Origin of the sequence: Streptomyces sp. NPDC058457, from assembly GCF_042720695.1 — a bacterium.
GTDB lineage: Bacteria > Actinomycetota > Actinomycetes > Streptomycetales > Streptomycetaceae > Streptomyces.
The window spans coordinates 167,656-190,893 of record NZ_JBHXLU010000005.1 but is presented as its reverse complement, the minus strand read 5'-3'; the positions used below and the strand labels follow the sequence as shown (position 1 = coordinate 190,893).

Here is a 23,238-nt window from a genome sequence, read left to right as displayed (position 1 = left end):
GGGGCATGTCCTGAGGCGGAAGCCCGGCGGGCCGCATTGACGATTGATCGAATGCTACCGAACGGCGTGCGAGGTCGACTGGCGGATAAGCGCCGTCACGGACCGACGATCTTGCGCATCTGTTTGGGGAGCGGATGCTGTACCGAAGTGATCACATGCCCGCGCAGAGCGTCGCGCGTGGCCTCGTCCGTCGAGTAGATCACCACGCCCATGATTCCGCGGGTCAGCAGGACGTGATAGGCGTTACGGATACATCGGTCGATATCGGCCTCGTCGATCGTCTTGGGCCGCAGCTCCGGGTCATGGGTGGCGGTCCGGTCGATGGCGAAACGTCCCTCACGCCAGACGAGATCGGGGCCGATGATCACGCCCACCCAGTCGAACTCGAAGGTCTGGGCGGTGTAGACGCAACCGACCTGCCCGGTTCCCCGCGAGTCGGTGGCCCAGAAGTCGGCATCGGGTGCGCCTTCCACGGCATGCCCGCTCTTCACGTTCCAGGGCTGCTGCCAATCGCCGATGGTGACGTCCGGGACCAGCTTGCCGTTCTCGTCCGGATTACTCCATGGCCAGCAGAAACCGGCGACGGTTCGCGTGGTCGCCCCTGTGAGTCGATGCTCTTCAAGGAAGTCCGTCATCTCCTGCGGAGAGTCGGCGAGGTGAACCTGCATCCGCCCGTCGGGCACCCAGACCTGAGGTGTGTGCACGCCCACGCTGAGCAGCTTCAGCACCCAGTCCCGGTAGTAGGCGCTTCCCTGGGCCCGGAACATGCCGCCGAGGTCGATGAGGGTGTGCCGAAGCCCCAACGCCTTCGCGCGTTCGATCAGGTACTCGGCCGTGCCGACCTCGCCGGGGCGAAGGGACTGCCAGTCGTCGAGCAGGAAGACGGGGACACGTGTCGCTTCGATGATTTCGTCGGCCTGAGGTCGTGCGTTCTCCCGCTCCTCGCGCGGCGTGTACCGGTCGACGGAGTGGCGGCGAATGCGATGTGCCTCGTCGCAGATGACCACGTCACAGCTGTCCGGCGGCAGCTTCTTCAGCTGGTTGAAGTAGGTGAACAGGCGTGTGGCTTCCTTCTTCAGCTTTCCCTTCATGCCGCGCGGTGCATTCTGCGCGTAGGTCTCGCGAAGGGTCAGGGTGAGTGCCTTGGCTCCCGACGCGTGAACGACGTTCCAGCCGGCCTGGTCGAGGGTGCGCCGGAGTTCGAGCGCGATCGCGCTCTTGCCGCTGCCCGGCCCGCCCCGGACGATGATGACTTCCTTGGTGCCGCCCTCTTGGACCCGTCGTACCGCTTCGTGTACGTCCTGGTGCGCCAGCTCCTGCTCGTCCAGCAGCTGGAAGTGCTCCGGCGGCCCCATGCGCGTGGGGAGGTTGACGTCGGCGATCTTCGGAGGATCGTACTCAAGGGAGTCGATCAATACCTGGGCGGCTTCGCCACCCGGCAGCGCGGCCAGCCGCGCACCCAGCAACTTCCGGAACTGCTCGAACCGGTCCATGGTGTAGAGGCGCCCGTGCTCGCTCTCCGGAAGCTGGAACAGCTCTCGCACGTCATCGTCGTGAGCGTTGTGCATCAGCACCGCTCCGACGACGCTCTCGGGCTTGCCGCGCAGGGCGGCTTTGTACTGCACCAGATAGTCGCAGTACTTCTGCACCTGCCGGACCGGATGCAGCTTCCAGTTGGCGAAGCCGAGATCGACAGCGACCGACCGCTCCGGGTGCACAGTGGCGGAACGTTGCTGCTTCAGCTCGATCAACACGTATGAGGGTGCACCGCTGCCCGGGTGCACGCCGGCCAGGAGCATGTCCACATCGGCGTCGGTGTGCGGAAGCCCGAACTCTATGAACACCTCCACCTGACCAAGACCCCGCTCGACGAGGGCATTGATCACCGGAGGAAGACTGTTCTCCCAGGCCTCGACGAGACCGTTCGCCGGAGGCGTTCCCTCCTGGTCCTTGCCCTTCTTCCGCTTGTGCTTGTCCTTGTAGGCCAGGATCAGCCGTTCGGTCAGCGGGCGATGAGCCATTCCAGGTTGGCGCTTGACCTCCTCGGCGAGCGAGGCAGCAGACTCCCGGAGCAGATAGGACGACAAGGACTTCCCCCACGGCACGCCGAACCCCTTGCGGGTGGAGGCATGTCCTGGGAAGCGGAAGCCTGGCGGGCCGCGATGACAGCGTGCAACGTTAGCTCGCTTCGGAGCCGTGGGTGCAAGATCGAGCCAGGAGTCCCAAGCACGCATGGTGGGGAGATAACCGCTGCAAGGTAGGGTCAGCCGGAAGACTTTTAGGCGCATGTTTCCGGTGCCTGTTTGTACGGGAACGGAAGGACACCGCGGAGGTCGGACTGTGACGGCGACAGGGACACCCCCGGTACCCAAGCCAGGGCCCCCGCCGCGGCCCGTGAACCAGTGGAACCAGGAGCGACCGTCCCCGTACACGTGGGAACAGGACGCCCTCGATCACGTGCGGCGCCTCATGCCGCCGGCCGAGCCGTACCGCGCCTGGGCGACGTTCTCCTTCACCGCCCAGTCCGGCCGCATCAACGAGTGCGACCTGCTCATCGCGGTCCCCGCAGGGCTCTACCTCATCGAGATCAAGAGCCATCCGGGCCGTCTGGAGAACTCCGGCTCGACCTGGAACTTCCACGGCACCGACCGCACCCGGACGATCAACAACCCGCTGCACTTCAACGACGCCAAGTCCAAGGATCTCAAAAGCCAGCTGCAGTGGGCCGCACGCCAGCTGCGCTTCACGGGTTCGTTGCCACGCATCGAACCTGCGGTCTTCCTCTCCTCTCCGGATCTCGAGAGCCACCTCGACGACGTCCAGCGTATCCGGGTCTTCGGCAGGGACGACGGCGCCGGCGGGCTGCCCCGTATCTGGCAGGACTTCCTGGGACTGCCGCCGGACCGGCCGGAGCGTCGCATCACCCAGGAGTTCTCGCACCAGCACCTGCCTCGGCTGCTCAAGGCCATCGGTATCCGGCAGTCGACCGCCCACCTCAAGTTCGGTGAGGCCTGGCGGATGCGGCCGCACCCGCTGGACGCCGGTCCCTCCTGGGAGGACCGGTTGGCCGAGCGCGTCGACGGACTGGTGCAGGAGGAGGGCCGGGTCCGGATCTACCTGGTCGGCCAGCAGGCGGACGAGTCGGCGAAGCGGGCGACCGAGCGCGCCGCACGTCGCGAGTACCAGGTGCTCCAGGGCATCACGCACCGCGGCATCTCGGCGGCGGTCGAGATCCGTGACCACGAGGCGGGTCCGGCGATCCTCTTCCGCCACCGCAAGACCGACCTTCGTCTCGACCAGTACCTGGCCACTCACGGCGGCAGACTCACCCCCGAGATGCGTCTGGACCTGGTCCGGCAACTGGCGGAGGCCGTACGCCATGCCCATAGCCGCTCGCTCTACCATCGCGCGCTCGCCGCACGCTCCGTCTACGTCAGCGCACGCCAGGACGGCTCCCGCCCCGAGCTGCGGATCACCGACTGGCAGACCGCGGCCCGGGACTTCGACACGAACGCGACCCTGCTGCGCTCTCTCGGCAACGCCACTTTGGACATCGGTCTCATCGAGGATGCCGCACAGGTCTACCTCGCCCCGGAGAGCGAGCAGCCTTACGCGGATCCGGCCGACCTCGACATGTTCGGCCTGGGCGCGGTTTCGTACTTCATCCTGACGGGGGAGCCGCCGGCCGCCCGGCGCAGTGCTCTGCGCGAACGGCTGCGCACCGACTCCGGGCTGCGTCTCATCGCGGTCGCCGACGGACTCTCCGAGGAACTCGACCACCTCATCCAGCAGGCCACTCACCCCGACCCCGATCACAGACTCGCACCCGTCGACCGGTTTATCGACCTCCTCGACGAGGCGGAGGAGGAGAACGCGGTCCCCGAGCAGCCGCCGGTGGCCGAACTCGACCCGCTGTCCGCTCTCCCCGGCCAGTCCCTGGACGGCGAATGGTCCGTACGTCGTGTCCTTGGTACCGGTGCGACGGCCCGCGCGCTGCTCGTCGAGCGTGTCGTCGAGGACGAGGACGGCGAGTCGTACACCGAGGAGCGGGTCTTCAAGGTCGCTCTCGATCAGGAGAAGGCTCAGCGGCTGCGGGCCGAGGCCCGCGCCCTGGAGCTGGTCGGCGGCGGCACCGTGGTCCAGCTCAAGGGCGGGCCGCGCGAGCTGGCCGGGAAGACCATTCTCGAACTGGAATACGCGGGGGAGCGCACCCTCGGCGCCCGGCTGCGGGCCGACGGCAAGCTGTCGTACCACGAACTGGAGCGGTACGGCAGCGACCTGTTCACCGCTCTCGATCAGCTCGCCGCGAAGGGCGTACGCCATCGGGACATCAAGCCGGACAACCTCGGTCTGTACAGGCGCAGCGACCGCACTCGGCAGCTGATGCTCTTCGACTTCTCGCTCGCCGACGCGTCCGACCGCGACATCAAGGCGGGCACCCGCGGCTATCTCGATCCCTTCTTGGACTCGGTGCGTCGAGGACACTACGACGATCACGCCGAGAGGTACGCGGCAGCCGTCACCCTGCACGAGATGGCCAGTGGCGAACGCCCCTTGTGGGGTGAGGGCCAGGCCGACCCGGTCGCCAATGACGAAGCCGAACTCTCCGTCGCCACGGAACTGTTCGAGGAAGCGCTCAGCGACGGACTGACCCGCTTCTTCAAGCGCGCACTGCACCGCGACACCGAGCACCGCTTCGACACCCTGCGGCAGATGCGCGACGCCTGGTACGAGATCTTCCGCGAGGCGGACGCGGCCAAGCCCGTCACGACACCCGCCACGGTCGACACGGTCTCGGACTCAGGTGAGAACAGCCTCGATGCCGCGGCGAGAGCAGCCGGCCTGAAGACTCCACTGGTGGCGGCCGGGCTCTCCGAGCGGGCGATCTCGGTGGCGGGCGGCCTCGGTGCCACCGACGTCGAAGGGCTCCTGGACGTCCCGCCGTACATCATCTCCAAGGCAAGGGGCGCCGGAGCACTCGTACGCAAGGAACTCAACCGGCGCCGCAAGCAGTGGGCCGCGAGCCTGCGCCAGCCTGTTGCCCCCGCCGCACCCTCAGCACGCCGCGAAGCGGATTCCGAGCCGGAACCCGTCGAGGCGGGCGCGGTGCTCTCGGTGGACGAGATGGCCGCGCGGCTCACTCCCGCCCCCGGACGCAAGGGCTCCCACCGCAGTGAGGTCATCCGCCTCACCCTGGGCCTCCCGCCCGAGGACGGCGGGCTGCCTCCGCTGGGCCCCTGGCCGGTGCAGAAGCGGGTCGCGGACCGGATCGGCATTCAGCAGCCACCGGTCTCGCGCCATCACCGCAATGCGATCAAGGAGTGGTACGAGACCGAGTGGCTGGCGCCGGTCCGTGCGACTCTCGTCGAGGTCGTCGAAGCGGCCGGCCGCGTGATGACCGCCCAGGAACTGGCCGTCGAACTGCGCATAAGGCACGGCGCGGGCGGGGACACCGAGGAGCGCACCCTCGCCAAGGCGCTCGCCGTCGTACGGGCTGCGGTGGAGGCCGAGGCAGGCGAGGGCGATGCTGAAGCAGCCGAGCCCCACGAGCCCCGCCTGGCCTGGCACCGGCGGGAGGACGCCGTTCTCGTCGCTGCCGAGTCCCTCCCGGGCACGGTCGACCCCGCCCCCAGCGAACTGGCCAACTACGCGGCCGAGTTGGGCAAAGAAGCGGAGCGTCTGGCCCACGAGGACCCGCTCCCGGGCCGAGCCGCGGTCATTCGTGCCCTGCGGAGCGTGCCGGCACCGGACGGCCTCGCCCCGCTCGCCGACACCCGCCTCGTGGCACTGGCCGCAGCGGTCGGCCCCACGGCCCAGGCGAGCCCGCGTCTGGAGCTGTACCCGCGAGACCTGACCCTGGAGCGGGCGCTGCGCATTTCGCAGGCCGGTGCCGGAGTCCGACGCGAGAACGGCATCACCCCCGAGGAGCTGAACAACCGCCTGCGCGCACGGTTCCCCGACCTGTCCCTTCTCACGGACAGTACGGAGCCCACGCATCCCGAACTTGAAGAGGCCCTGCGCGAAGCGCGCTTCTCCCTCGAATACGACACGGAGCAGGGCAAGTTCTTCCCGCCCAGAGTGGCGGCCGAGGCCTCCTGGACCTCGACCGGCGATGCCACGAGCCTGATGCCTCCGGTCACCGGCAGCCGCCTGGCGGCCCAGGACCCGCACTCCACGATCAGGGCGCGCCTGGACGCCGCCGTGCGCCGCGGCGGCTTCCTCGCGCTGACAGTCAGAGGGACGCGGCTGCCGGGTGTGGCGGAATCGGTAGCCACCCGATACCCGGTCGAACCGGTCGATCTGAACAGCGAATTCCTGTCCGAATTCCGCCGGTTGGCAGACGAGAAGGACCAGACCTGGGACAAGGTGCTCGGCGTCGATGCCCGCTTCTCTGCCAGCGGCCAGATCTCCAAGGGCTTGGCGGCGTATGTACGCACGGTGTGGGCCCGCATCGAGGACTCACTCCTGGAGCGTGCCGCCGCGCCGCGCACTGTCCTCTTCCTGTACGACGCCGGCCTGCTCGCCCGCTACTGGGACGAGGGGGGACGTGACCTGCTGCTCAAGCTCCAGCACGCTGCCCGCCTCCCGGCCGAGGCACCGCACGGGCTGTGGCTGCTGTGTCCGGTGGAGACGCGCGGCCAGGACCCGCATGTGGACGGCAGGACGGTCGAATACATCGGCAGCGACGGGGAGCGTACGCATCTGGACAGCAGCTTTGTAGAGGCGTTGGCGTCAGGGGCGTCGGCAGCCGGGGCCGGGGCTCAGGACACGTAGAGGGATCTCACAGCAGGCCCACCTGCTTGGCCCAGTTGATGAACTGACCCCGCTGGCAGGGGCAGAACATTCCGCTGTCCATGAGTGCGTCCACGAGCACGCTGGCCGCGTATTCGGTGGCGCGGCTCTCCTTGACCGCTTCGGCGATGACGCGGAGGGAGCCCCAGACCTCCAGCCCGGCTCGTCGTGCGATGCGCCGAGCGTCACCGTCGTCGACCACCGCCACGGCACCGTGCACTTCGGCCCAGGCGAGGACGGTGGCTTCACCGTGGTTCGAGTTCTGGCCGGATACCAGATCCATCCACTTGACCAGCGCTGCGAGTTCCTCGAGATGGTCGACGTGCACGACCTCGAGCCAGTCGAGTCCGGCCAGTGGCAGGCCGTAGTGGCTGAGCTCGTCGAGAACGGCTTGCGTGGTGACGTTGCGTCGTGGGGACCCGTTCCAGGTCCGCGCCATGTCGGCCAGTTGGTCAATTTTGTCTGCCTTGATCGCATGGTGGAGCGGTGAGGTGTCCCAGACGCATAACTGACCGACGGTGCTCGATGCTGCGGATGCCGGAGGCGGGGCCTGGGTCACGGCAGGCATTCCTCCAGGTTTCGGCTGGGGAGTTCGTCTTCCGCTACCGCGCCGTAGAGCAGTTCGACCGTGCGGGGGGCTGTGATGGCTCCTTGGGCCCAGGCGGAGAGCGCTGCCTTTCGCCACTCGGTACCCGTGGCTCCGATCTCGAGATCGGGAACCGGCTGGCTGCCGTGTGCCGCCAGGAAGTCGCCCCGGACCGGCGTATCCGCCTGCTGCCGCTGTGCTTCTGCTCTGTCCAGCAGCTCCAGGTGGCGTGCTCTGCGTACTACTGCGCTCCAGGACATCCGATAGGAGGCGGCCAGGTCGAGCATGACTGCCCTCGGGGCATGGCCTTCATCGACACGCCCCCAGGCGTTGACGACGTCTGCGGCAGGGAGCATGAATTCTTCGGTGAACCGGTCGATGACCTGCTCACACTCGTCCCGCCCGGCTGCCACGCCGGCATCGGAGTGGTACTCGTCCTGCAGCAGGTGGTGCCCGAGTTCGTGGGCTGCGGTCCAGCGGCGCCTGCCGGGAGCGGCTTGGCCGCTGATCACGGCCACTCCATAGCCGTCGAGTAGCAGCGAAGCTCCTTCGGAGGTCTCATCGACCACAGTCAGATATAGCCCCAGGCGTTCAACGACATCCGCAAGCGCCCCCAGCGGCCCGGAAGGGGTTCCCAGCGCCCTGCGTCCGGCCTCCGCGAGAGCGACCGGGTCGGCATCCGAGGCGCTTCGCTTGAGCGGGGGATCCAGCTCTGGCGGAGACAAGAATCCGTGTGCAATGAGCCACTGGGCATGGCGGGCGTGCTCTTCGAGCCGGGTATCCAGGCGGTAGCGGGCACGTGAGGCGTCGTCCGCGGTCTCGTCCAGGGCGCTGCGTCGCGATACCAGTGGTGCTGGAGGCCGCGAGACGAGATGCGCGAGAGGCACGCCCAGGGCTTCGGACAGGCGGAACAGCTCAAGCGCGGTGATGCGTCGGTCGCCGGACTCTATGCGGACGACGGCGGTGCGCTCCAGATCGACTCTCGAGGCCAGTTCGCCCTGGCTGAGTCCCGCGGCAAGCCGCGCCTCAGCGATGCGCTCACCCACTTCGGCCCAGCTCTGCACGCCATCCATGTGTGTGATTTTTGCACACCCTATTTGGGATCGATAGTTGCCAATCGATTTCGCGGCTGCTTGGAGATGCCGTTCGCGGACTGAGGTGCTGATGGGGCTGGCAGGATGGATGGTCGAGCTGCCGGTCTGCGGTGGGTGGCGCTGCGGTGCGAGAGGGATGCGAAGAGTGACGACTGTCGCGGGTTCGGGTGCGGGAGCTGGTGTGAGCGGGGCGGCCCTGCTCAAGGACCTGAAGAAGCAGGTCACGGCTCTGGAGGATGATCTGCGGGAGCGCAGTGAGTCCGTCGAGGAGTTCCGCACCAGGCTTGAGGCCGAGTACGCGCGAGCCCGGGAGGGGAAGCGGACCGCGGCGACGTACGGAGCCTGGCGCGACGAGCGGGTCACTCAGGCCGCGGCGGCGTGGGTGCTGGGCTGTGTCTTCGTACGGTTCTGTGAGGACAACCGGCTGATCGAGTGGCCGTTCCTGGCGGGGCCGAAGGGCCGGCTGCGGGATGCGGAGGAGCGCCACGAGGCGTTCTTCCGCGAGAAGCCGCACCTCAACAACCGGGACTGGCTGGAGGAGGCTTTCCAGCACCTGGCCGAGTCGAACGAGACGGCGGCCGGCCTGTTCGATCGTGCGCACAACCCGCTGTGGGGTCTTACGCCGAGCTATGAGGCGGCGACGGAGTTGCTGTCCTTCTGGCGGCGAAGGGGTGCGGACGGCGAGATCCTTTACGACTTCACGGACCCGGAGTGGGACACGCGTTTCCTGGGCGACCTGTACCAGGACCTGAGCGAGCACGCTCGTAAGACGTACGCGCTGTTGCAGACCCCGGAGTTCGTAGAGGAGTTCATCCTCGACCTCACGCTTGAGCCGGCGATCGAGGAGTTCGGGCTGGCACCGGAGGGCGGGCTGCGGACGATCGACCCGGCTTGTGGGTCGGGGCACTTCCTGTTGGGGATCTTCGGTCGCTTGGTGGAGAAGTGGCGGGCCGCTGAGCCGGGGACGGACGAGTGGGCGTTGGTGCGGCGGGCGTTGGAGTCGGTGCACGGATGCGACAAGAACCCGTTCGCTGCTTCGATCGCGCGGTTCCGGTTGCTGGTTGCGGCGATGAAGGAGGCGGGGGCGCTGCGGCTGGCTGAGGCGCCGGTGTTCCCGATCAACGTGGCGGTGGGGGATTCGTTGCTGCATGGGCGGGGGGCGGCGGGTATTCAGACTGATCTGGACACGCTGTTCGCCGAGGAGGGGGACGGCGACGGCTCGGCGTTCCAGTACGCGACGGAGGACGTGGGGGAGTTTGCGGGGCGGGTGGATCTGCTGGGGCGGGCTTCGTATCACGTGGTGGTGGGGAATCCGCCTTACATTACAGTGAAGGACGCTGAAGAAAAGAAGAACTATCGGGATGCATATGACGCTTGTTCAGGGCAGTATGCATTGTCGGTTCCGTTCGCGCAACGACTATTTGACCTTGCAGTGAGAGGGGTGGGTGGTAAATCGGGAGGAGGCGGTTTTGTTGGGCAAATTACAGCGAACTCATTCATGAAGCGGGAGTTCGGGAAGAAGTTGATTGAGGTCTTTTTCTGGGGGGAGGTCGAACTTTCGCATGTAATCGATACATCTGGTGCTTATATTCCTGGACATGGCACACCCACTGTGATCTTGGTGGGGCGGAATAGAATCCCGGGATCCGGGCAGAGGATTCGCGCAGTACTTGGAGTTCGGGGCGAGCCTGAACAGCCCGATGTCCCGGCGGTCGGGTTCGTGTGGAGGGCGATTAAAGATCAGACGCGGAAGCCTGGAAGTGAATCTGAGTGGATCTCGGTAGAGGACTCTGATGCAGGACGGTTTGCAAGGTATCCATGGTCCCTAAGTGGCGGTGGGGCTGGTAGTGTTCTGGGATTTCTGGAAGCTGCTACTCAGGGACGCTTGAAGGATCGTACTGACAGTATTGGATTCTGTGCCGTTACGCGCGAAGATGACGCTTACATGTTGAATTCGGGGGTGATGCGCAGGAAGGGCGTGCCGAGCAGTGATGTGCGTGACCTGCTGGTTGGCACGTCGGTAAGGGACTGGGGAATTGTGGAGAGGATCAACTCCATTTTTCCGTATTCGGAGCCGGATCGCGCGGCACAGATTGGTGAGGCAGCGGAGAGAATCCTCTGGAGGAATCGACTGCTTCTGAAATTGCGGAAGGCGCTTTCGGGTACACAGGAAGAGCAGGGGTTGACCTGGTTCGAGTATTCGAGCTTTTCTCCCGGGCGATACTGGTCACCCTTCCTGATTTCCTTTGCTTTTGTGGCAACTCATAATCAGTTTGTGTTGGGGCGTGGAGGTGATGTATTTACGCGTTCGGCCCCTGTGATCAAGCTGCATGAGGGTGCCAGAGAGGCAGAATATCTAGAGCTGTTGGGATTGCTTAACTCGTCGACTGCCTGTTTCTGGCTGAAGCAGGTAAGTCATGACAAGGGAAGTCAGTCTGGGACCGGTGGCTTTATGCATGACGAGTGGGAACGTTTCTACGAGTTCACTGGAACCAAGCTCCAGGAGTTCCCTCTCCCCAAGCGACTGCCACTAGGCATGGGCCGCCTGCTCGACTCCCTTGCGCAGGAATTGAGCACGGGCGAGCCGTCCGCCATCGCGGGGGAAGCCGTGCCGACCCGGGCCGCTCTCGACGCTGCCCATGTTGGCAACACCCGTACCCAGCAACAGATGGTTGCCCTCCAGGAGGAGCTGGACTGGCAGGTGTACGGGTCGTATGGGTTGCTGACCGACGCCGAGGTCGCGCGCGCTGTTGCTCCCCCATCCGCGCAGACCGCGGTTCCCGAAGTTCGTCTGGGTGAGAGGGCGTTCGAGATTGTGCTGGCGCGGAAAGCCGCCACAGGCGAGACCGAGACAGTTTGGTTCGAGCGTCACGGCTCGGCCCCCATCACCGATATCCCGAACCGCTGGCCCGACTGGTACCGCGACATCGTTCAAGCCCGCATCGACATCATCAACGCCCGCAAGGACATCGCCCTCATTGAACGCCCTGAGTGTAAGCGGCGCTGGGCCGGCGATTCCTGGGAGAAGAAGGAGAAGGCAGCCCTGCGGACGTGGCTCTTGGACCGGATCGAGGAGCCGAGTCTCTGGTACGCGCTCCGTGACGGGATCAAGCAGCCACGCACGCTTACCGTTGGTCAGATCGCCGATGCACTACGTGATGACACAGACTTCAACTCTGTCGCCCAGCTTTACGCAGCCGACCACATGGGCAAGCCGGACCTACCCCTCGCGGATGTGCTTGCGGAGGTCGTCGACACTGAGCACGTCCCGTACCTTGCCGCCCTCCGCTACAAGGACTCCGGTCTCCGCAATCACGACCAGTGGGAGCAGGTCTGGGAGCTGCAGCGTGAGGAGGACCGGACGGGCCAGCGTCTCGACATCCCCGTACCGCCGAAGTACAAGGGCTCGGACTTCCTGAAGCAGGTGTACTGGTCAAACCGCGGAAAGCTCGACGTGCCTAAGGAGCGGTTCATCTCCTACCTGGGGGCGAGCCCGGACGCTGATCCGACCGTCCTGCTCGGTTGGGCCGGCTGGGACCACAAGGATCAGGCGCAGGCACTGTTCAACCTCGTCGACGACCGAATGAAGCAGGCGGGTTGGGACACCGACCGCATCAAGCCGTTGCTCGCCGGGCTGGTCGAAATCATGCCGTGGGTGCGGCAGTGGCACGGTGAATTCGACGAGGAGTGGGAAGGCGTGCCCGCCGACGAGTACCAGGCGTACTTCGAGGAGCTGTGTGCCAAGCATCAGGTGAGCGAGACGGACCTGCGGGTCTGGCGACCGGAGAAGACGCGGGCCAAGAAGAGGACCGCCTCCAAGGAGACGGTCTCCGCCGAGCAGCCTGCCGCCCTCGGCGAGTAGTAACTCAGTAGAGAGGTGGCCGCGGCTCGTTCGGGGTCACCTCTCTACGTCAGTCGCGGTCGGCCGCGTATGAGATGAAAGCTGACCACTCCGCCTGGCCGAAGGCGAGCTGTGAGCTCTGCTGGTTCTTCGAGTCCCGGACGTGGACGTTGTCAGCGGAGACAGCTACCTCGACGCACTCCGGGCCCTCGTTGCTGCTGTAGCTGCTCTTGGACCATGTCAGTCCGGTGTCGGCAGAGGGCTTGATCGTCATGTCTCTCCCAGGACTTTTTCGATGAACGCCAGCGACTCTCGGGGAGTGAGAGCCTGCGCCCGGATGATCCCATACCGATTCTCCAGCATCCGGACTTCTCTTGAATCAGTGATCACGCGACTGACCTGCTGAACTTCGACGTGCCCCACCTTGGGCCCGGTCTGAGGGGTCAGCAGGAGTAACTGCCCGCCCATTCCCGCGTGGTCTTCCTGGTCCGTAGGCATCACCTGGATCTCCACATTTCGCAACTGGCCGATCTCCAGGATGCGTTCCAATTGCCTGCGAAGCACCATCCTGCCACCGATCGGGCGTCGTAGCGTGACCTCTTCCTGGACGAAGCTCAGGATCGGCGCTGGCCACCGGCTGCAGATCGCCTGCCTTGCCATGCGCGCGGCGACCTGGGTCTCGATGGTCTCGTCGTCGAGCAGTGGCCTGCGCATGCTGAACAGTGCACGCGTGTAGTCCTCGGTCTGCAGCAGGCCTTGGATGTTGTGGTTGCTGTACGCCTCCAGCCCAACTGCCTCTGCCTCCAGCTTCGCCAGATCCCGAACCTTCCTCGGATACCGAGCCCGCTCCACATCCTCCTTAAACGCCGCCAACATCCCACCCGCACCCAGAACTTCATCCACCGAGTCAAGGAACCCCGGCTTCGGCGCGCGTCGCCCCCGCTCAACCGACGACACCTGTTCCTCGCTGTACCCGATGGCCGCGCCCAGCTCGGCCTGCGTCAGGCCCGCCCGCTCGCGCCACAGCTTGACCTGCTTGCCGACGGTCTTGAGCACATCCGCGGAGCCCTCGTCGCCGTCCCAGTCCTGGTCCTCGGTTCCGCTGCCCGACTGACCTGCCCCGACCGTCATGTCCGCCACCTCCGACGCCCGCCCGTCCGCACCCAACGACGTCTGCATCGCGCATGTCACGCCCGGCCACCCGGACACGCGGTCACCGCGCCCGGACAGATCACGCTGCGTACCGACGTCGCTCCTGGTCAGCGTAGAGTCGCTCAGACACGCTCTGTTACATGAACGCCGGAATCTCCACCCTCGTAAGTGACTTCACGCAGCGACTCTCGGCTACCCGGCGCGGCGCCCGCCTCGCCCGGCGGCTCGCGCTCCACCAACTCGACGCATGGGGAATCCCGTACGGCAGCGACGTGTCCGACACCGTCGCCCACGTCGTTGCCGAGCTGGCCGCCAACGCCGTCACCCACGGTCACGTACCGGGGCGGGACTTCCAACTACGTCTCCAGCTCAGCCCCCACACCCTCCGTGTCGAAGCCACCGACACCCGCACCGAACGGCAGCCACCCACGCCCGGACAGGCCGAGGCTCCGTCACCCGAGTCCGAATCCGGGCGCGGCCTACTGCTCGTGCAGGAGCTCTCACGGGCGTGGGGGATCATCGAGCGGAGTATCGGCAAGACCATCTGGGCCGAAGTGTCGCTCCCAACAGCCCACTTGACCGGCTCTCCCGATCTGCCCGCCCAGGAAGAGACCGCAACCCACCCCTCACGCCACGTCCCTCACCCCTGACGCCGACTTGACCAGCGCCCGCAGCTCAACCCGCCCCCGCTCCACGACGCTCAACCACTCTCCCGTGCGGCTCCCCGGTGGCAGCGGCAGGTCACCGATCAGGTCGAGAGTGGAGTACTCCCGGGCCAGCCAGCCCTGAAGCGCTAGCCAGTGCCGGATCCGGTCCTCGCTGAGGCCGGGTAGCCACGGGGCAGTCTCGTACGGAGTGGCATCCGAGCCCACCGCGCTCAGCAGGCCCGCCCGGCGTATCAGGCACGGGTAGCAGGTGCCGCAGTTGACGTGGGGGAGACCGCGGCGGCGCTGAGGCGGGGCGCCACAGCTCAGGGTGTGTTCCAGGGACGCCTCCGAGAGGCCGGCCGTAAGTGCGGCGCGGCAGACGTCGCCCTTCGTAAGGCCGGCCAGGGGATTCTCGACCCTGACCCGGCCACCCACGGATTCGATCACCGCATTGAGGAGATGGAGAGTCCGTGGGTGCACAGAGCGGGTGGACAGAGCCGCTGAACGGGCCGCACTCAAAGGCGGGTTGAGGGCGAGCTGACCGTTCTCCGGGACCTGGACAGTGGTGACGCCGTCGGCCGCCGCAACACGTACGGCGGTGGACGCGTAGAGCAGGCCACGTGGACGAGACGTGCGTTCCACCACCGCGCCGTCCTGACCGCCAGGGGTCTGGCCGACGGTGATCTGCCGCAGTCGGCGGCCCGATCTCTCGGCCAGCGCCTTCACGGCAGCGTAGGCCTCACGCTGCACGTCCTCGACGTTCTTCTCGGCATACGTCACCAGAAGCAACACCCCCTCACTAGGCACAGCGGCACGAGTCGCCGCCCAGCTCAGGGAGTCGAGGCCGCCGGAGAACAAGGCCACCTCCTGGGCCCGCCAGTCCTCGCCGACCGGGATCGACACCTGCTGCGGGGTCGGTCGCATCTGGCGGAAGGACACGTCCCATACGTCAGCGGTCAATGTCTGGAGCAGGGCGGGCAGTGGGCCGGAAGCCGCCGGCGCCCACAGGTCCGGATCCGAGACGGGCACCGAGAGTCGGAATTCGCGGGTCCAGCGGTCCTCGCTGTGGCTCCGATCGGCGAGCTTGTCCGCCAGGAAGACGGCGCGGGAAATGCGCAGCAGGTCGTCGGCCCAGGCGGGAACCGGGCCGTACAGGAGGTGGTGACCTGTGAGGCGTTCCTCGCGTTCCTGGATGCCGCTCGCACCGATCGAGCGCCACTCGGACCCCTCGGGCGGCTCGGTGTCGTACGAGCGCCACCAGAAGTGGAGCGGAGCGGGGGCCAATGTCATGCGGGAACCTCCTCCTCGCCGAGGGCGTCGACGGCGAAGCCGAGGACCTTGCCGACCACGCCCGGGACCAGTCGCCTGGCTATGTCGGAGAGCGGGACATCCACTTCCACTTCCGCCGAGGCGTCGTTCACGGACAACACGGCCTTCGCGGCCTCCGCCGCCTGTGACTCTGCCTCCTCACAGGGATTGGGGATCAGCGCAATGATCCGCTCGGCGACGCCGTCGGCGATCCTGCCCTCCGAGTCGATGACGTCGAGCACGGGAACCGTGAGTTTGATCTTCTCGGCGATGACCGCACGCAGGAATTCGGTGACGAGGTCGGCGAAGAACCACTGGTAGAGGAGGCAGAGCAGGTCGCCTGCCAGGCCTCTGCCCTGTCTCGACCCATCCGGAGCGGAAAGGGACTCACGTATCTCGGGGTGCGTGGTGAGCAGTCGCTGAGCCGACGCCGCGATCGCTCGACGTAAGGCCGCGTCCACCATCGTGTTGCCCTCGCCACTGACCTGACGTGTGAGCTCCGCGACGAACGCGTCGGCCGGGTCCTGCCAGTCGAGTCCACCCCCCTCTTCCTCTCGTTCCCCCTCTTCCTCGGGCGCAAGGTCCTCGTAAACCGGACCCTTGTTCAACAGGCCGCTCGGACCGGACGCCCCCAGGGTCTCCATCGCGTCGGCCAGCCGCGCACCGGCCGCACACGCGGCATCCTGCAGCCCGAACGCCGATGGGTCGGCACGGCAGGAGCTTTGGAGCGCGGCTATCGCGGCGGTGGCTGTCGCGCCGACATCGGACCGGTCCGGGTCCCACCGTGCGAGACGGCTGTACAAGCCGGACCAGCGCGGTCCTTCCCAGCGCGTGGAAGTACCCATGCCACCGCCTCCCCCGATCCGGCCACCCTCGGCTCCAGTGCAGCAGCGGGTGGCACATGCAGGTAGGGCGCGACTCGGCCATATTCAACAAATTGTCACGGAAGGTGATGAATGAGGAGCGGGTGGGTGCGCAGCGTAGTCAGGTCGTCGCGGAGATTGGCTCCGGTCCAGGTCCGCACGGCTGCTGGGCTGGCAAGATAGGACCTTGCTCCGTGTGCAGACACGGGGCCCGACTGCAGCCGAGTGAGGGAACGAGAGCCCTGATGCCCACGAGCGATCTCTTCCTGCGGGATGTCATCGACATCAAGGAAGACGTCCATGCCGGCGACTTCAAGGTGGAGCTTTCCGGAGGCTTCACCGAGACCGACGCCCGGGTGGCGGAGTACGTCGTCACGGATCAGCTCCAGGAGGCGTTCAAGCAGGCGCTCAGTCTCGTCGGAGCGGCCGTCCGCACCGGCAACTCGCACGCCGCCTATCTGCACGGATCGTTCGGCGCCGGTAAGAGCCACTTCCTGACCGTGCTGCACGCGGTGCTCAACAACCATCCCGCCGCCCGCCGCAAGGAGCGGCTTCAGGAAGTCATCGCACCGCACGACGACTGGCTGCGGCAGAAGAAGTTCCTGATGGTGCCCTACCACCTGGTCGGTTCGGCCGACCTGGACTCGGCGCTGCTCGGCGGGTATGTGGCGACCGTACGCAAACTGCACTCGGACAAGCCGACGCCCGCCGTCTATCGGGCGGACGCCGCGCTGGCTGACGCCCGCAAGCAGCGCGCGTTCCTCGCGGACGACGGCAAGTTCACGCAATGGCTCGGGTCGGGCGATGTGGTCGTCGCGCCGAGCGGCGCCGTGGCCGGCGCTGATGACGAGGACGACCTCGATACAAGCGACCTGGACACCAGCGGCCTCGAAGCCGCCGCGAGCGTGGCATCGCCCGGCACCTGGACCACCGCCGACCTCGACCGTGCCTTCGACGCCCCCGCCGGGGACCCGCATCGCAACGCCCTGGTCTCCGCGCTGCTCTCCGGACCCATGGCCTCGTACGGCACCGGGGCACGGGGTGACAAGGAGGCCTTCGTTCCGCTGGAGAACGGGCTTGCAGTCGTGTCCCGCCATGCCCAGATGCTCGGGTACGACGGGATCGTGCTGTTCCTGGACGAGCTGATCCTGTGGCTCCAGGCCCACATGGGGAAGCAGGACTTCGTACGCGACCAGGTCCAGAAGCTGGTCAAGCTGATCGAGTCCGGGGACAGCGACCGGCCCGTGCCGATCATCTCCTTCATCTCCCGCCAGCGTGACCTTTCCCAGCTGATCGGCTCCGACGTGGCCGGGGTCGAGGTGCAGAACCTGGAACAGCAGGTCGAGTACCTCGCGGGCCGCATCGACGTCGTCGACCTCGAAGACAGCAACCTCATCGAGATCATCAAGCACCGGGTGCTCGCTCCGAAGCCCGGCATGGAAGGCGCGCGAGACGAAGCGTTCGCGGCGGTCGAGTCCTCCAAGGACGAGGTGCGGCAGGTTCTGCTCGACGCTCATGGGCGCACCGAGGCATCGTGGGACGACTTCCGGGAGGTCTACCCGCTCTCGCCGGCCTTTCTCAATGTTCTGGTCGAACTGGCGGGTGCGCTCCAGCGCGAGCGCACCGGCCTGAAGCTCGTCCAGGAAGCTCTGTCCCGGCGTCGCAACGACTTGAAGCTCGGCGAACTCATCCCGCTGGGAGACCTGTGGGACGTCATCCTGGACGGCACGGGCGAGGCGTTCACCGCGCGCCTGCGCAAGGAGGCCGAGACCGCCAAGCGCTTCCACGCGCGCGTGGTGGCCTATCTGGTGGAGAAGTACGGCACGGCGGACAGTCCCCTGTTCAAGGGAGACGAGCGGCTCATCAAGACGCTGCTGCTCGCCGCCCTCGCGCCCAACGTCCCTGCCCTGGCCCGACTCACCGGAGAGCGGCTCGCCGCGCTCAACCACGGGTCGATCAAGGTGCGGCTCGGCTCGGCCGGAACCGCGGCGGCCAAGCGGCTCAAGGAACTCCAGGGCGAATTCGGCGAGTTGCGCAGCGAGGGCAGCGCCGACCCGGTCTTCCACCTCCACCTGTCCGACCTGGACATCGAGCCGCTGCTCGACGAGGTCGGCAGCGAGGACAACCCCGGCAAGCGACGGCAGTGGATCAAGGACAAGCTGTGGACGGAGCTGGGGATCAGCGACGCCCAGGGCTTCGTCAGCGAGCGCGAGATCGTCTGGCGCGGCACGAAGCGCACTGCCGAGTTCGTCTTCGGCAACGTTTGTGATCCGCATCTGCCTGACGAGCAGTTCCGGCCGATGACCGAGGGGAACATCCGGTTCGTCCTGGACTATCCCTTCGACGACAAGCACTTCCCGAGCGACGACGTCCGCCGAATCGAGAAGATGAAGCAGGAGGGCAAGTACGCCCGCACCGTCATCTGGCTGCCCGACTTCTTCTCCGAGCAGAGGTCCAACCAGCTCGGCCGCCTCCTGAAGATCAACTATCTGCTGGAGCGGGACCGCCTCGACGACCACACCGCCACCAAGTCCGAGGACGAGCGGATCCAGATCCGCCACCAGCTCAAGGCGCAGAGCGAGAACCTGACCTCACAACTCATCGCCGTACTACAGCAGTTGTACGGGATCAGCAAGCCCGACCCCGGCAGCATCGGTGCCGAGGTGCCGGACAACCAACACGTGTGGTCGCTCGAGCCCAGGTACTCCCGGCCCAGGCCGCAGGCCGGGCTCAGCTTCGAGCAGAACCTGTACGCGCTCGCCGACGGCATGTTCGCCGCCCTCTACCCGAAGCACCCCGACTTCGACCCCGCGCTCACCCGCAAACCGGTCACCACCAGGGAACTGAAGACGGCCCTGGAGTGGATCGGGAACGCGATGAAGGACGGCTCGCGTCGGGCTGTGGTCGATCGGCACCACTTGGCGGTCGTCAGGAAGATCGTGCATCCGCTCGGACTCGGCGAAGTGCACGACGGACCGCTGAACCTCCTCAACGACTGGCGCCTGAAGATCAACCAGAAGGCCGCCGACGCCAAGGCCGGGCCGGAGCTCGCTGTCGAGGAGATCCGGCGCTGGATCGCCGAGCTGGGCTTCGAGGGCCTCGAGAAGAACATCTCCAGCCTGATCATCGCCACGTACGCGCTGCTGGACGACCGGACCTGGGTGCACCAGACGACTCCCGTGCCCGCCCCCGACCTGGAGCGGATCGGACTGGGATACGGATTGCGCGCGGTCGAACTGCCCAGCGAGGAGCAGTTCGCCGCCGCTCGCATCCGAGCCGGGGCGATCTTCGGCGTCTCCGCCCAGCCTGTGCTCTTCGCCCGCAATGTCGCCTCGTTGGAGTCCGGGGTACGGGCTGTCGCTTCCGCTCATGAGGCAGCCGTCGTGGGGGTGCGACGCTCGCTCGACAAGCACGCGACGGACCTCGGCGTCACCGGCCCGGACGCGGACAGGATGCGTTCCATGCGGGCCGCTGCCGACCTGATCGCCCGGCTCTCCCGTACCAGCGACGGGACTTCCCTGGTCAAGGAGCTCGCGGCGGTCTCGTACGACGTGACCGACCGGGAGTTGAGCGCAGCGATCAAGCAGGCCCCCGAAGTGCTGGCGGCGCTCGACGACACCAACTGGCAACTCCTGAGGAGCGTACGAGGCTTCGCCGAACGAAACGACGGTGTCGGCGACAAGGCCGACCGGCTGATCACCGCGCTCCACGACACCGTGAACGATCACGAGCTGACCAGATCACTCGTACCGGTGCTGAGCCGGCTGCAGGACGAGTCGGTGGCGCTTGTCACGGAGGCGGCGAGGCTTGCGACGGTCGCCCAGCCGCCCGCTGCGCAGCCGCCGGAGCAGGGTCCGGAGGACATCAGCCTGACCCGGCACGGCCGACCCGTGGTGCCGTCCGGCCCGCCGCCGCAGCTGGGATTCGGCGATCCGAAGCCCACGGTCCCCCCGGCGGCCGCTCCTGTGCGTGGCCCGAGTGCGCCGCACGTCGTGGACACGACGCGGCTCACCGGCCTCGAGTCGGCGCTGACCGATGCGATCACCGATGTGCGGGACGAGATCCGTTCGTACGCCGCCGCCAATCCCGGCGTGCGCATCGAGATCGCCTGGCGGCCCGTGCCTGCCGAGGGCCAGGGCACAGCGGACGAGGGAGCCGCCCGCTGATGTCCACACCCCCGCCGCAGATCAACCGGCTCACCATCGAGGCACTCCTCGACACCTATGCGGCCGGTCTGCGTGACCGGCGCCTGATGCTGGTGCACGGGCGCTACCCGGACACGGCACCCGACATCTTCACCGCCAAGATCGGCGGTGAACCCCGCCGGGTCCATGTCAGCGACCAGACATCCGTACTGGGCATCGTGGACGCCTGGCAGCAGCACCAGTCCGACCGGGCCCGAGACGCCGACGTACTCGTGGTGACCACCGGCATCGGTGACGAGCAGCTCGGTTGGGACGTGCGCGGGCATGCCGTAAAACGGCGCACCCTCACGGTCGAGAAGGCAGAGATCGTGAAGCAGCGCTTCGGCGTGCGTGAGCTCGACTCCCGGCTGTACGGCGAACCGTGGCTGCTCGAAGCGCTGTTGGACGCGGAACCGCACGAGGGCTGGCCGCGTTCCGGGTCCCTGCTCACCCGGGATGCGGCGGTCAAGGCGCTGGTCGTCGCCCGCCTCGGGCTGGACCGCGTCGGCGAGGGGGAGACCACCGCCGGCCTCGCCATCGACGCCGACGCCATGCTCGCCTGGTCCCGTACATCGGCTGGGCCCACTCGGTTCCTCGAACTGGACGCCGTGGAGCGGGGAAAGATCAAGGAGTGGCTCGGCGAAACAGCCGGGGCCGCCGTGCCTGTCCTCATGTCACTCGTCGAAGACGGACGAGGACAGGACGCCATGGCTCGCGGGCTGCTCGCAGCGGCGATGGCCGACCCGGCGACCGAGCCGGACACCGTGTTCGCCGTCGGCGGGCTCTTCGGCCAGGTGCGTCGGCCCGACATCCTGGCCTTCAGCGATGCGGTGGCGGGCACCCTCACCCGTTGGATCGGCGAGGCACGGCACAACGAGGCTGCCAAGCAACGGGTGTTCTCCGTCATCGACCGTGCGGACCGCCTCGCCGAGGAAGCCGGGCTGACCCAGGCACTACGAGGCAGCCGCTTTCTGCTGACCAGCTTCACCGCTCAACTGCGGGCCGTCGCGGGGGCCTTGACCGACTCTCCCGAGCAGGCCGAAGCAGCCCTTGCCGACCTGCGCGAACACGCGTTGGCAGCCCTGAACACGGACCGTATCGCCGTCGCCGAGATGGCCGTACGCGTCGCGCGCTGGCTGTCCACCGAACAGCCCCGCGTCGACTCCGTCGCCTCCGGGGTCCGCGGGCATCTCGCCGAGTGGGGCTGGGTGGACCGGGCGTTGAACGTCCTGTGGTCGGGTGACCCGGTCGGGGATGCGGTAGCAGGTCAGGCATATCGCACGCTTCACGACCTCGCGCGTGCCCGCAGGGACGTACTCGACGAACAGTTCGCACAGCGCCTCGCGGGCTGGACCCGCACCGCCGTCCAGCAGAACCCGGGCGGCTGCCTGCTCGTCGAGAACGTGCTGACCGAATGCGCCGCCCGCCTCTACTCGGAGTCGACGAGTCCGCTGATTCTGCTGATCGACGGCATGAGCAGCGCGGCAGCCGTGCAACTCGGGGAAGAGGCGGAGCGCGAGGGGTGGATGGAAGCGGTGCCGGCGCCGCCCGCCGGGCAGTCGGCGCAGCGCAGCGCAGCGGTTTCCATGCTGCCCTCGGTGACCAGGATCAGCCGAACCTCACTGCTCACAGGCAAGGCCGACACGGGTGGGCAGTCGAAGGAGACGGCCGGATTCGCCGAGTTCTGGAAACAGCGAAGGGCCGTCGGCGTGCTGTTCCACAAGGCGACGATAGGCGGCCCGTCCGGACATCGGCTGACCGAGGAGCTGGTCTCCGCCCTCGCCTCGACCGCGGTGGTCGGTGTCGTTCTCAACACCATCGACGATGCCCTCGACCACGGACAGCAGGGTGAGCGCACGCAGTGGCGGATCAACGACATCACCTTCATGCGCGAGCTGCTGGCCGCGGCCAAAGGCTATGGGCGTCCTGTCTTGCTGGTTGCGGATCACGGCCATGTGCTGGAACGCGGCGTGAATCCCGGACCCGCCAGGGCGAGCGGGGCGGAGTCGTCCCGCTGGCGCACCGGGAGCAGCGCCGAAGACGGGGAGATCATCCTCTCGGGGCCGCGCGTTCTGGAAGGCGGGGGCACGATCGTCGCTCCCTGGCGGGAGGGCATCCGGTACACGCCGCGGAAGGCCGGCTACCACGGCGGTGCGTCGTTGGCCGAGGTGACAGTGCCACTGCTGGTGCTGCTGCCCGCCCTGGATGTCCTGCCCAAGGGCTGGGAGGTTCTCCCGAGGGAAGGGGCGACACCTTCGTGGTGGGTCCAGAGCCGGATGCCGGAGGAGACCTGGCCGGAGTCCGCCACGCTTCCCGTCCCCGCTCCCGGGGCGAAGCCCAGGACCACCCGGAAACGGGCCGAACAGGCGGGTGAAGGCCTCTTCACCCCGGCCGAGGTCGAACGCGAGCCGTCCAAGTCCCAGCCCCCGCCGGCTCCCGCGACGCTGGGTGCTCTGGTCGTGGCCAGTGACGTGTACGCGGCACAGGCCGAGTACGTCCGCAGGAAACCCGACAGGCCTGTCGTCGCCGCCGTCATCGACGCGCTCGCCGAGGCAGGCGAGACCATGTCTCCTGCAGCCCTCGCCGCTGCCGTGTCCGCGAGTGACCGCGTCAGGCGCAACATGGACGGCTTCATCGCCACCCTGCAGCGACTGCTGAACGTCGAGGGATATCCGGTGCTCGGCCTCATCGACTCCGGGCACACCGTGCGGCTCGACGTCCACCTGCTGCGTACGCAGTTCCAGCTGGAGAAGAGACGGACGTGACCGTGG

General features: G+C 67.1%; 12 protein-coding genes. 5 read left to right on the top strand and 7 right to left on the bottom strand.

The genetic code is table 11. From position 1 onward, the window contains the following. Positions 1-95 precede the first annotated feature (95 nt). Positions 96-2,087 (bottom strand): DNA/RNA helicase domain-containing protein, encoded by a 1,992-nt coding sequence (locus ACFWPS_RS06755; protein ID WP_383701798.1) that lies wholly within the window; start codon positions 2,085-2,087, stop codon positions 96-98. Positions 2,088-2,394: 307 nt separating this feature from the next. Here ACFWPS_RS06755 and pglW point away from each other — a divergent pair, with 307 nt between their 5' ends. After that, a complete protein-coding gene (gene pglW / locus ACFWPS_RS06750; RefSeq protein WP_383701796.1) occupies positions 2,395-6,774 on the top strand; it encodes a BREX system serine/threonine kinase PglW in 4,380 nt (1,459 codons plus the stop codon). Positions 6,775-6,781: 7 nt separating this feature from the next. Here pglW and ACFWPS_RS06745 read toward each other — a convergent pair whose 3' ends face one another. After that, positions 6,782-7,351 carry a hypothetical protein gene (locus ACFWPS_RS06745; RefSeq protein WP_383701794.1) on the bottom strand — a complete coding sequence of 190 codons (570 nt, stop codon included), beginning with the start codon at positions 7,349-7,351 and terminating at the stop codon, positions 6,782-6,784. After that, positions 7,348-8,451 (bottom strand): helix-turn-helix domain-containing protein, encoded by a 1,104-nt coding sequence (locus ACFWPS_RS06740; RefSeq protein WP_383701792.1) that lies wholly within the window; start codon positions 8,449-8,451, stop codon positions 7,348-7,350. Before ACFWPS_RS06740 ends, ACFWPS_RS06745 begins: the two co-directional genes overlap by 4 nt. A 157-nt stretch (positions 8,452-8,608) precedes the next feature. On the opposite strand from ACFWPS_RS06740, the gene pglX reads away from it, so the two are divergent. Next, positions 8,609-12,334, top strand: coding sequence for a BREX-2 system adenine-specific DNA-methyltransferase PglX (gene pglX / locus ACFWPS_RS06735; RefSeq protein ID WP_383701878.1), 3,726 nt, complete (start codon positions 8,609-8,611; stop codon positions 12,332-12,334). Positions 12,335-12,383: 49 nt separating this feature from the next. On the opposite strand, the gene ACFWPS_RS06730 is transcribed toward pglX, so the two are convergent. Both ACFWPS_RS06730 and ACFWPS_RS06725 read right to left on the bottom strand, forming a co-directional pair. Continuing rightward, positions 12,384-12,587, bottom strand: a complete 204-nt coding sequence (locus ACFWPS_RS06730) for a DUF397 domain-containing protein (RefSeq protein WP_383701790.1) — start codon at positions 12,585-12,587, stop codon at positions 12,384-12,386. Then, the gene (locus ACFWPS_RS06725; protein ID WP_383701788.1) at positions 12,584-13,444 is read right to left on the bottom strand and encodes a helix-turn-helix domain-containing protein; all 861 of its coding nucleotides are present in this window, start codon (positions 13,442-13,444) and stop codon (positions 12,584-12,586) included. Before ACFWPS_RS06725 ends, ACFWPS_RS06730 begins: the two co-directional genes overlap by 4 nt. Before the next feature lie 161 nt (positions 13,445-13,605). On the opposite strand from ACFWPS_RS06725, the gene ACFWPS_RS06720 reads away from it, so the two are divergent. Beyond that, positions 13,606-14,115, top strand: coding sequence for an ATP-binding protein (locus tag ACFWPS_RS06720; RefSeq protein ID WP_383701786.1), 510 nt, complete (start codon positions 13,606-13,608; stop codon positions 14,113-14,115). Here ACFWPS_RS06720 and ACFWPS_RS06715 read toward each other — a convergent pair. Beyond that, positions 14,092-15,402: a 7-cyano-7-deazaguanine synthase gene (locus ACFWPS_RS06715; protein ID WP_383701784.1), complete on the bottom strand. Its 1,311-nt coding sequence runs from the start codon at positions 15,400-15,402 to the stop codon at positions 14,092-14,094. The two genes, ACFWPS_RS06720 and ACFWPS_RS06715, sit on opposite strands and share 24 nt — an antisense overlap. Then, entirely contained in the window at positions 15,399-16,223 is an 825-nt protein-coding gene (locus ACFWPS_RS06710; RefSeq protein WP_383701783.1) for a hypothetical protein, read from the bottom strand. The genes ACFWPS_RS06715 and ACFWPS_RS06710 overlap by 4 nt, the downstream gene beginning before the upstream one ends. A 305-nt stretch (positions 16,224-16,528) precedes the next feature. On the opposite strand from ACFWPS_RS06710, the gene ACFWPS_RS06705 reads away from it, so the two are divergent. Both ACFWPS_RS06705 and pglZ read left to right on the top strand, forming a co-directional pair. Continuing rightward, positions 16,529-20,449: a PglY protein gene (locus ACFWPS_RS06705; protein WP_383701781.1), complete on the top strand. Its 3,921-nt coding sequence runs from the start codon at positions 16,529-16,531 to the stop codon at positions 20,447-20,449. Next, positions 20,449-23,232 carry a BREX-2 system phosphatase PglZ gene (pglZ, locus tag ACFWPS_RS06700; RefSeq protein ID WP_383701779.1) on the top strand — a complete coding sequence of 928 codons (2,784 nt, stop codon included), beginning with the start codon at positions 20,449-20,451 and terminating at the stop codon, positions 23,230-23,232. The genes ACFWPS_RS06705 and pglZ overlap by 1 nt, the downstream gene beginning before the upstream one ends. Positions 23,233-23,238 lie beyond the last annotated feature (6 nt).

Excerpts from the sequence above, each read along its gene's own strand:
- ACFWPS_RS06740 (WP_383701792.1), bottom strand. The coding sequence starts at position 8,451 with ATGGATGGCGTGCAGAGCTGGGCCGAAGTGGGTGAGCGCATCGCTGAG.
- pglX (WP_383701878.1), top strand. The coding sequence starts at position 8,609 with ATGCGAAGAGTGACGACTGTCGCGGGTTCGGGTGCGGGAGCTGGTGTG.
- ACFWPS_RS06730 (WP_383701790.1), bottom strand. The coding sequence starts at position 12,587 with ATGACGATCAAGCCCTCTGCCGACACCGGACTGACATGGTCCAAGAGC.
- ACFWPS_RS06725 (WP_383701788.1), bottom strand. The coding sequence starts at position 13,444 with ATGACGGTCGGGGCAGGTCAGTCGGGCAGCGGAACCGAGGACCAGGAC.
- ACFWPS_RS06720 (WP_383701786.1), top strand. The coding sequence starts at position 13,606 with ATGAACGCCGGAATCTCCACCCTCGTAAGTGACTTCACGCAGCGACTC.
- ACFWPS_RS06715 (WP_383701784.1), bottom strand. The coding sequence starts at position 15,402 with ATGACATTGGCCCCCGCTCCGCTCCACTTCTGGTGGCGCTCGTACGAC.
- ACFWPS_RS06705 (WP_383701781.1), top strand. The coding sequence starts at position 16,529 with ATGCCCACGAGCGATCTCTTCCTGCGGGATGTCATCGACATCAAGGAA.
- pglZ (WP_383701779.1), top strand. The coding sequence starts at position 20,449 with ATGTCCACACCCCCGCCGCAGATCAACCGGCTCACCATCGAGGCACTC.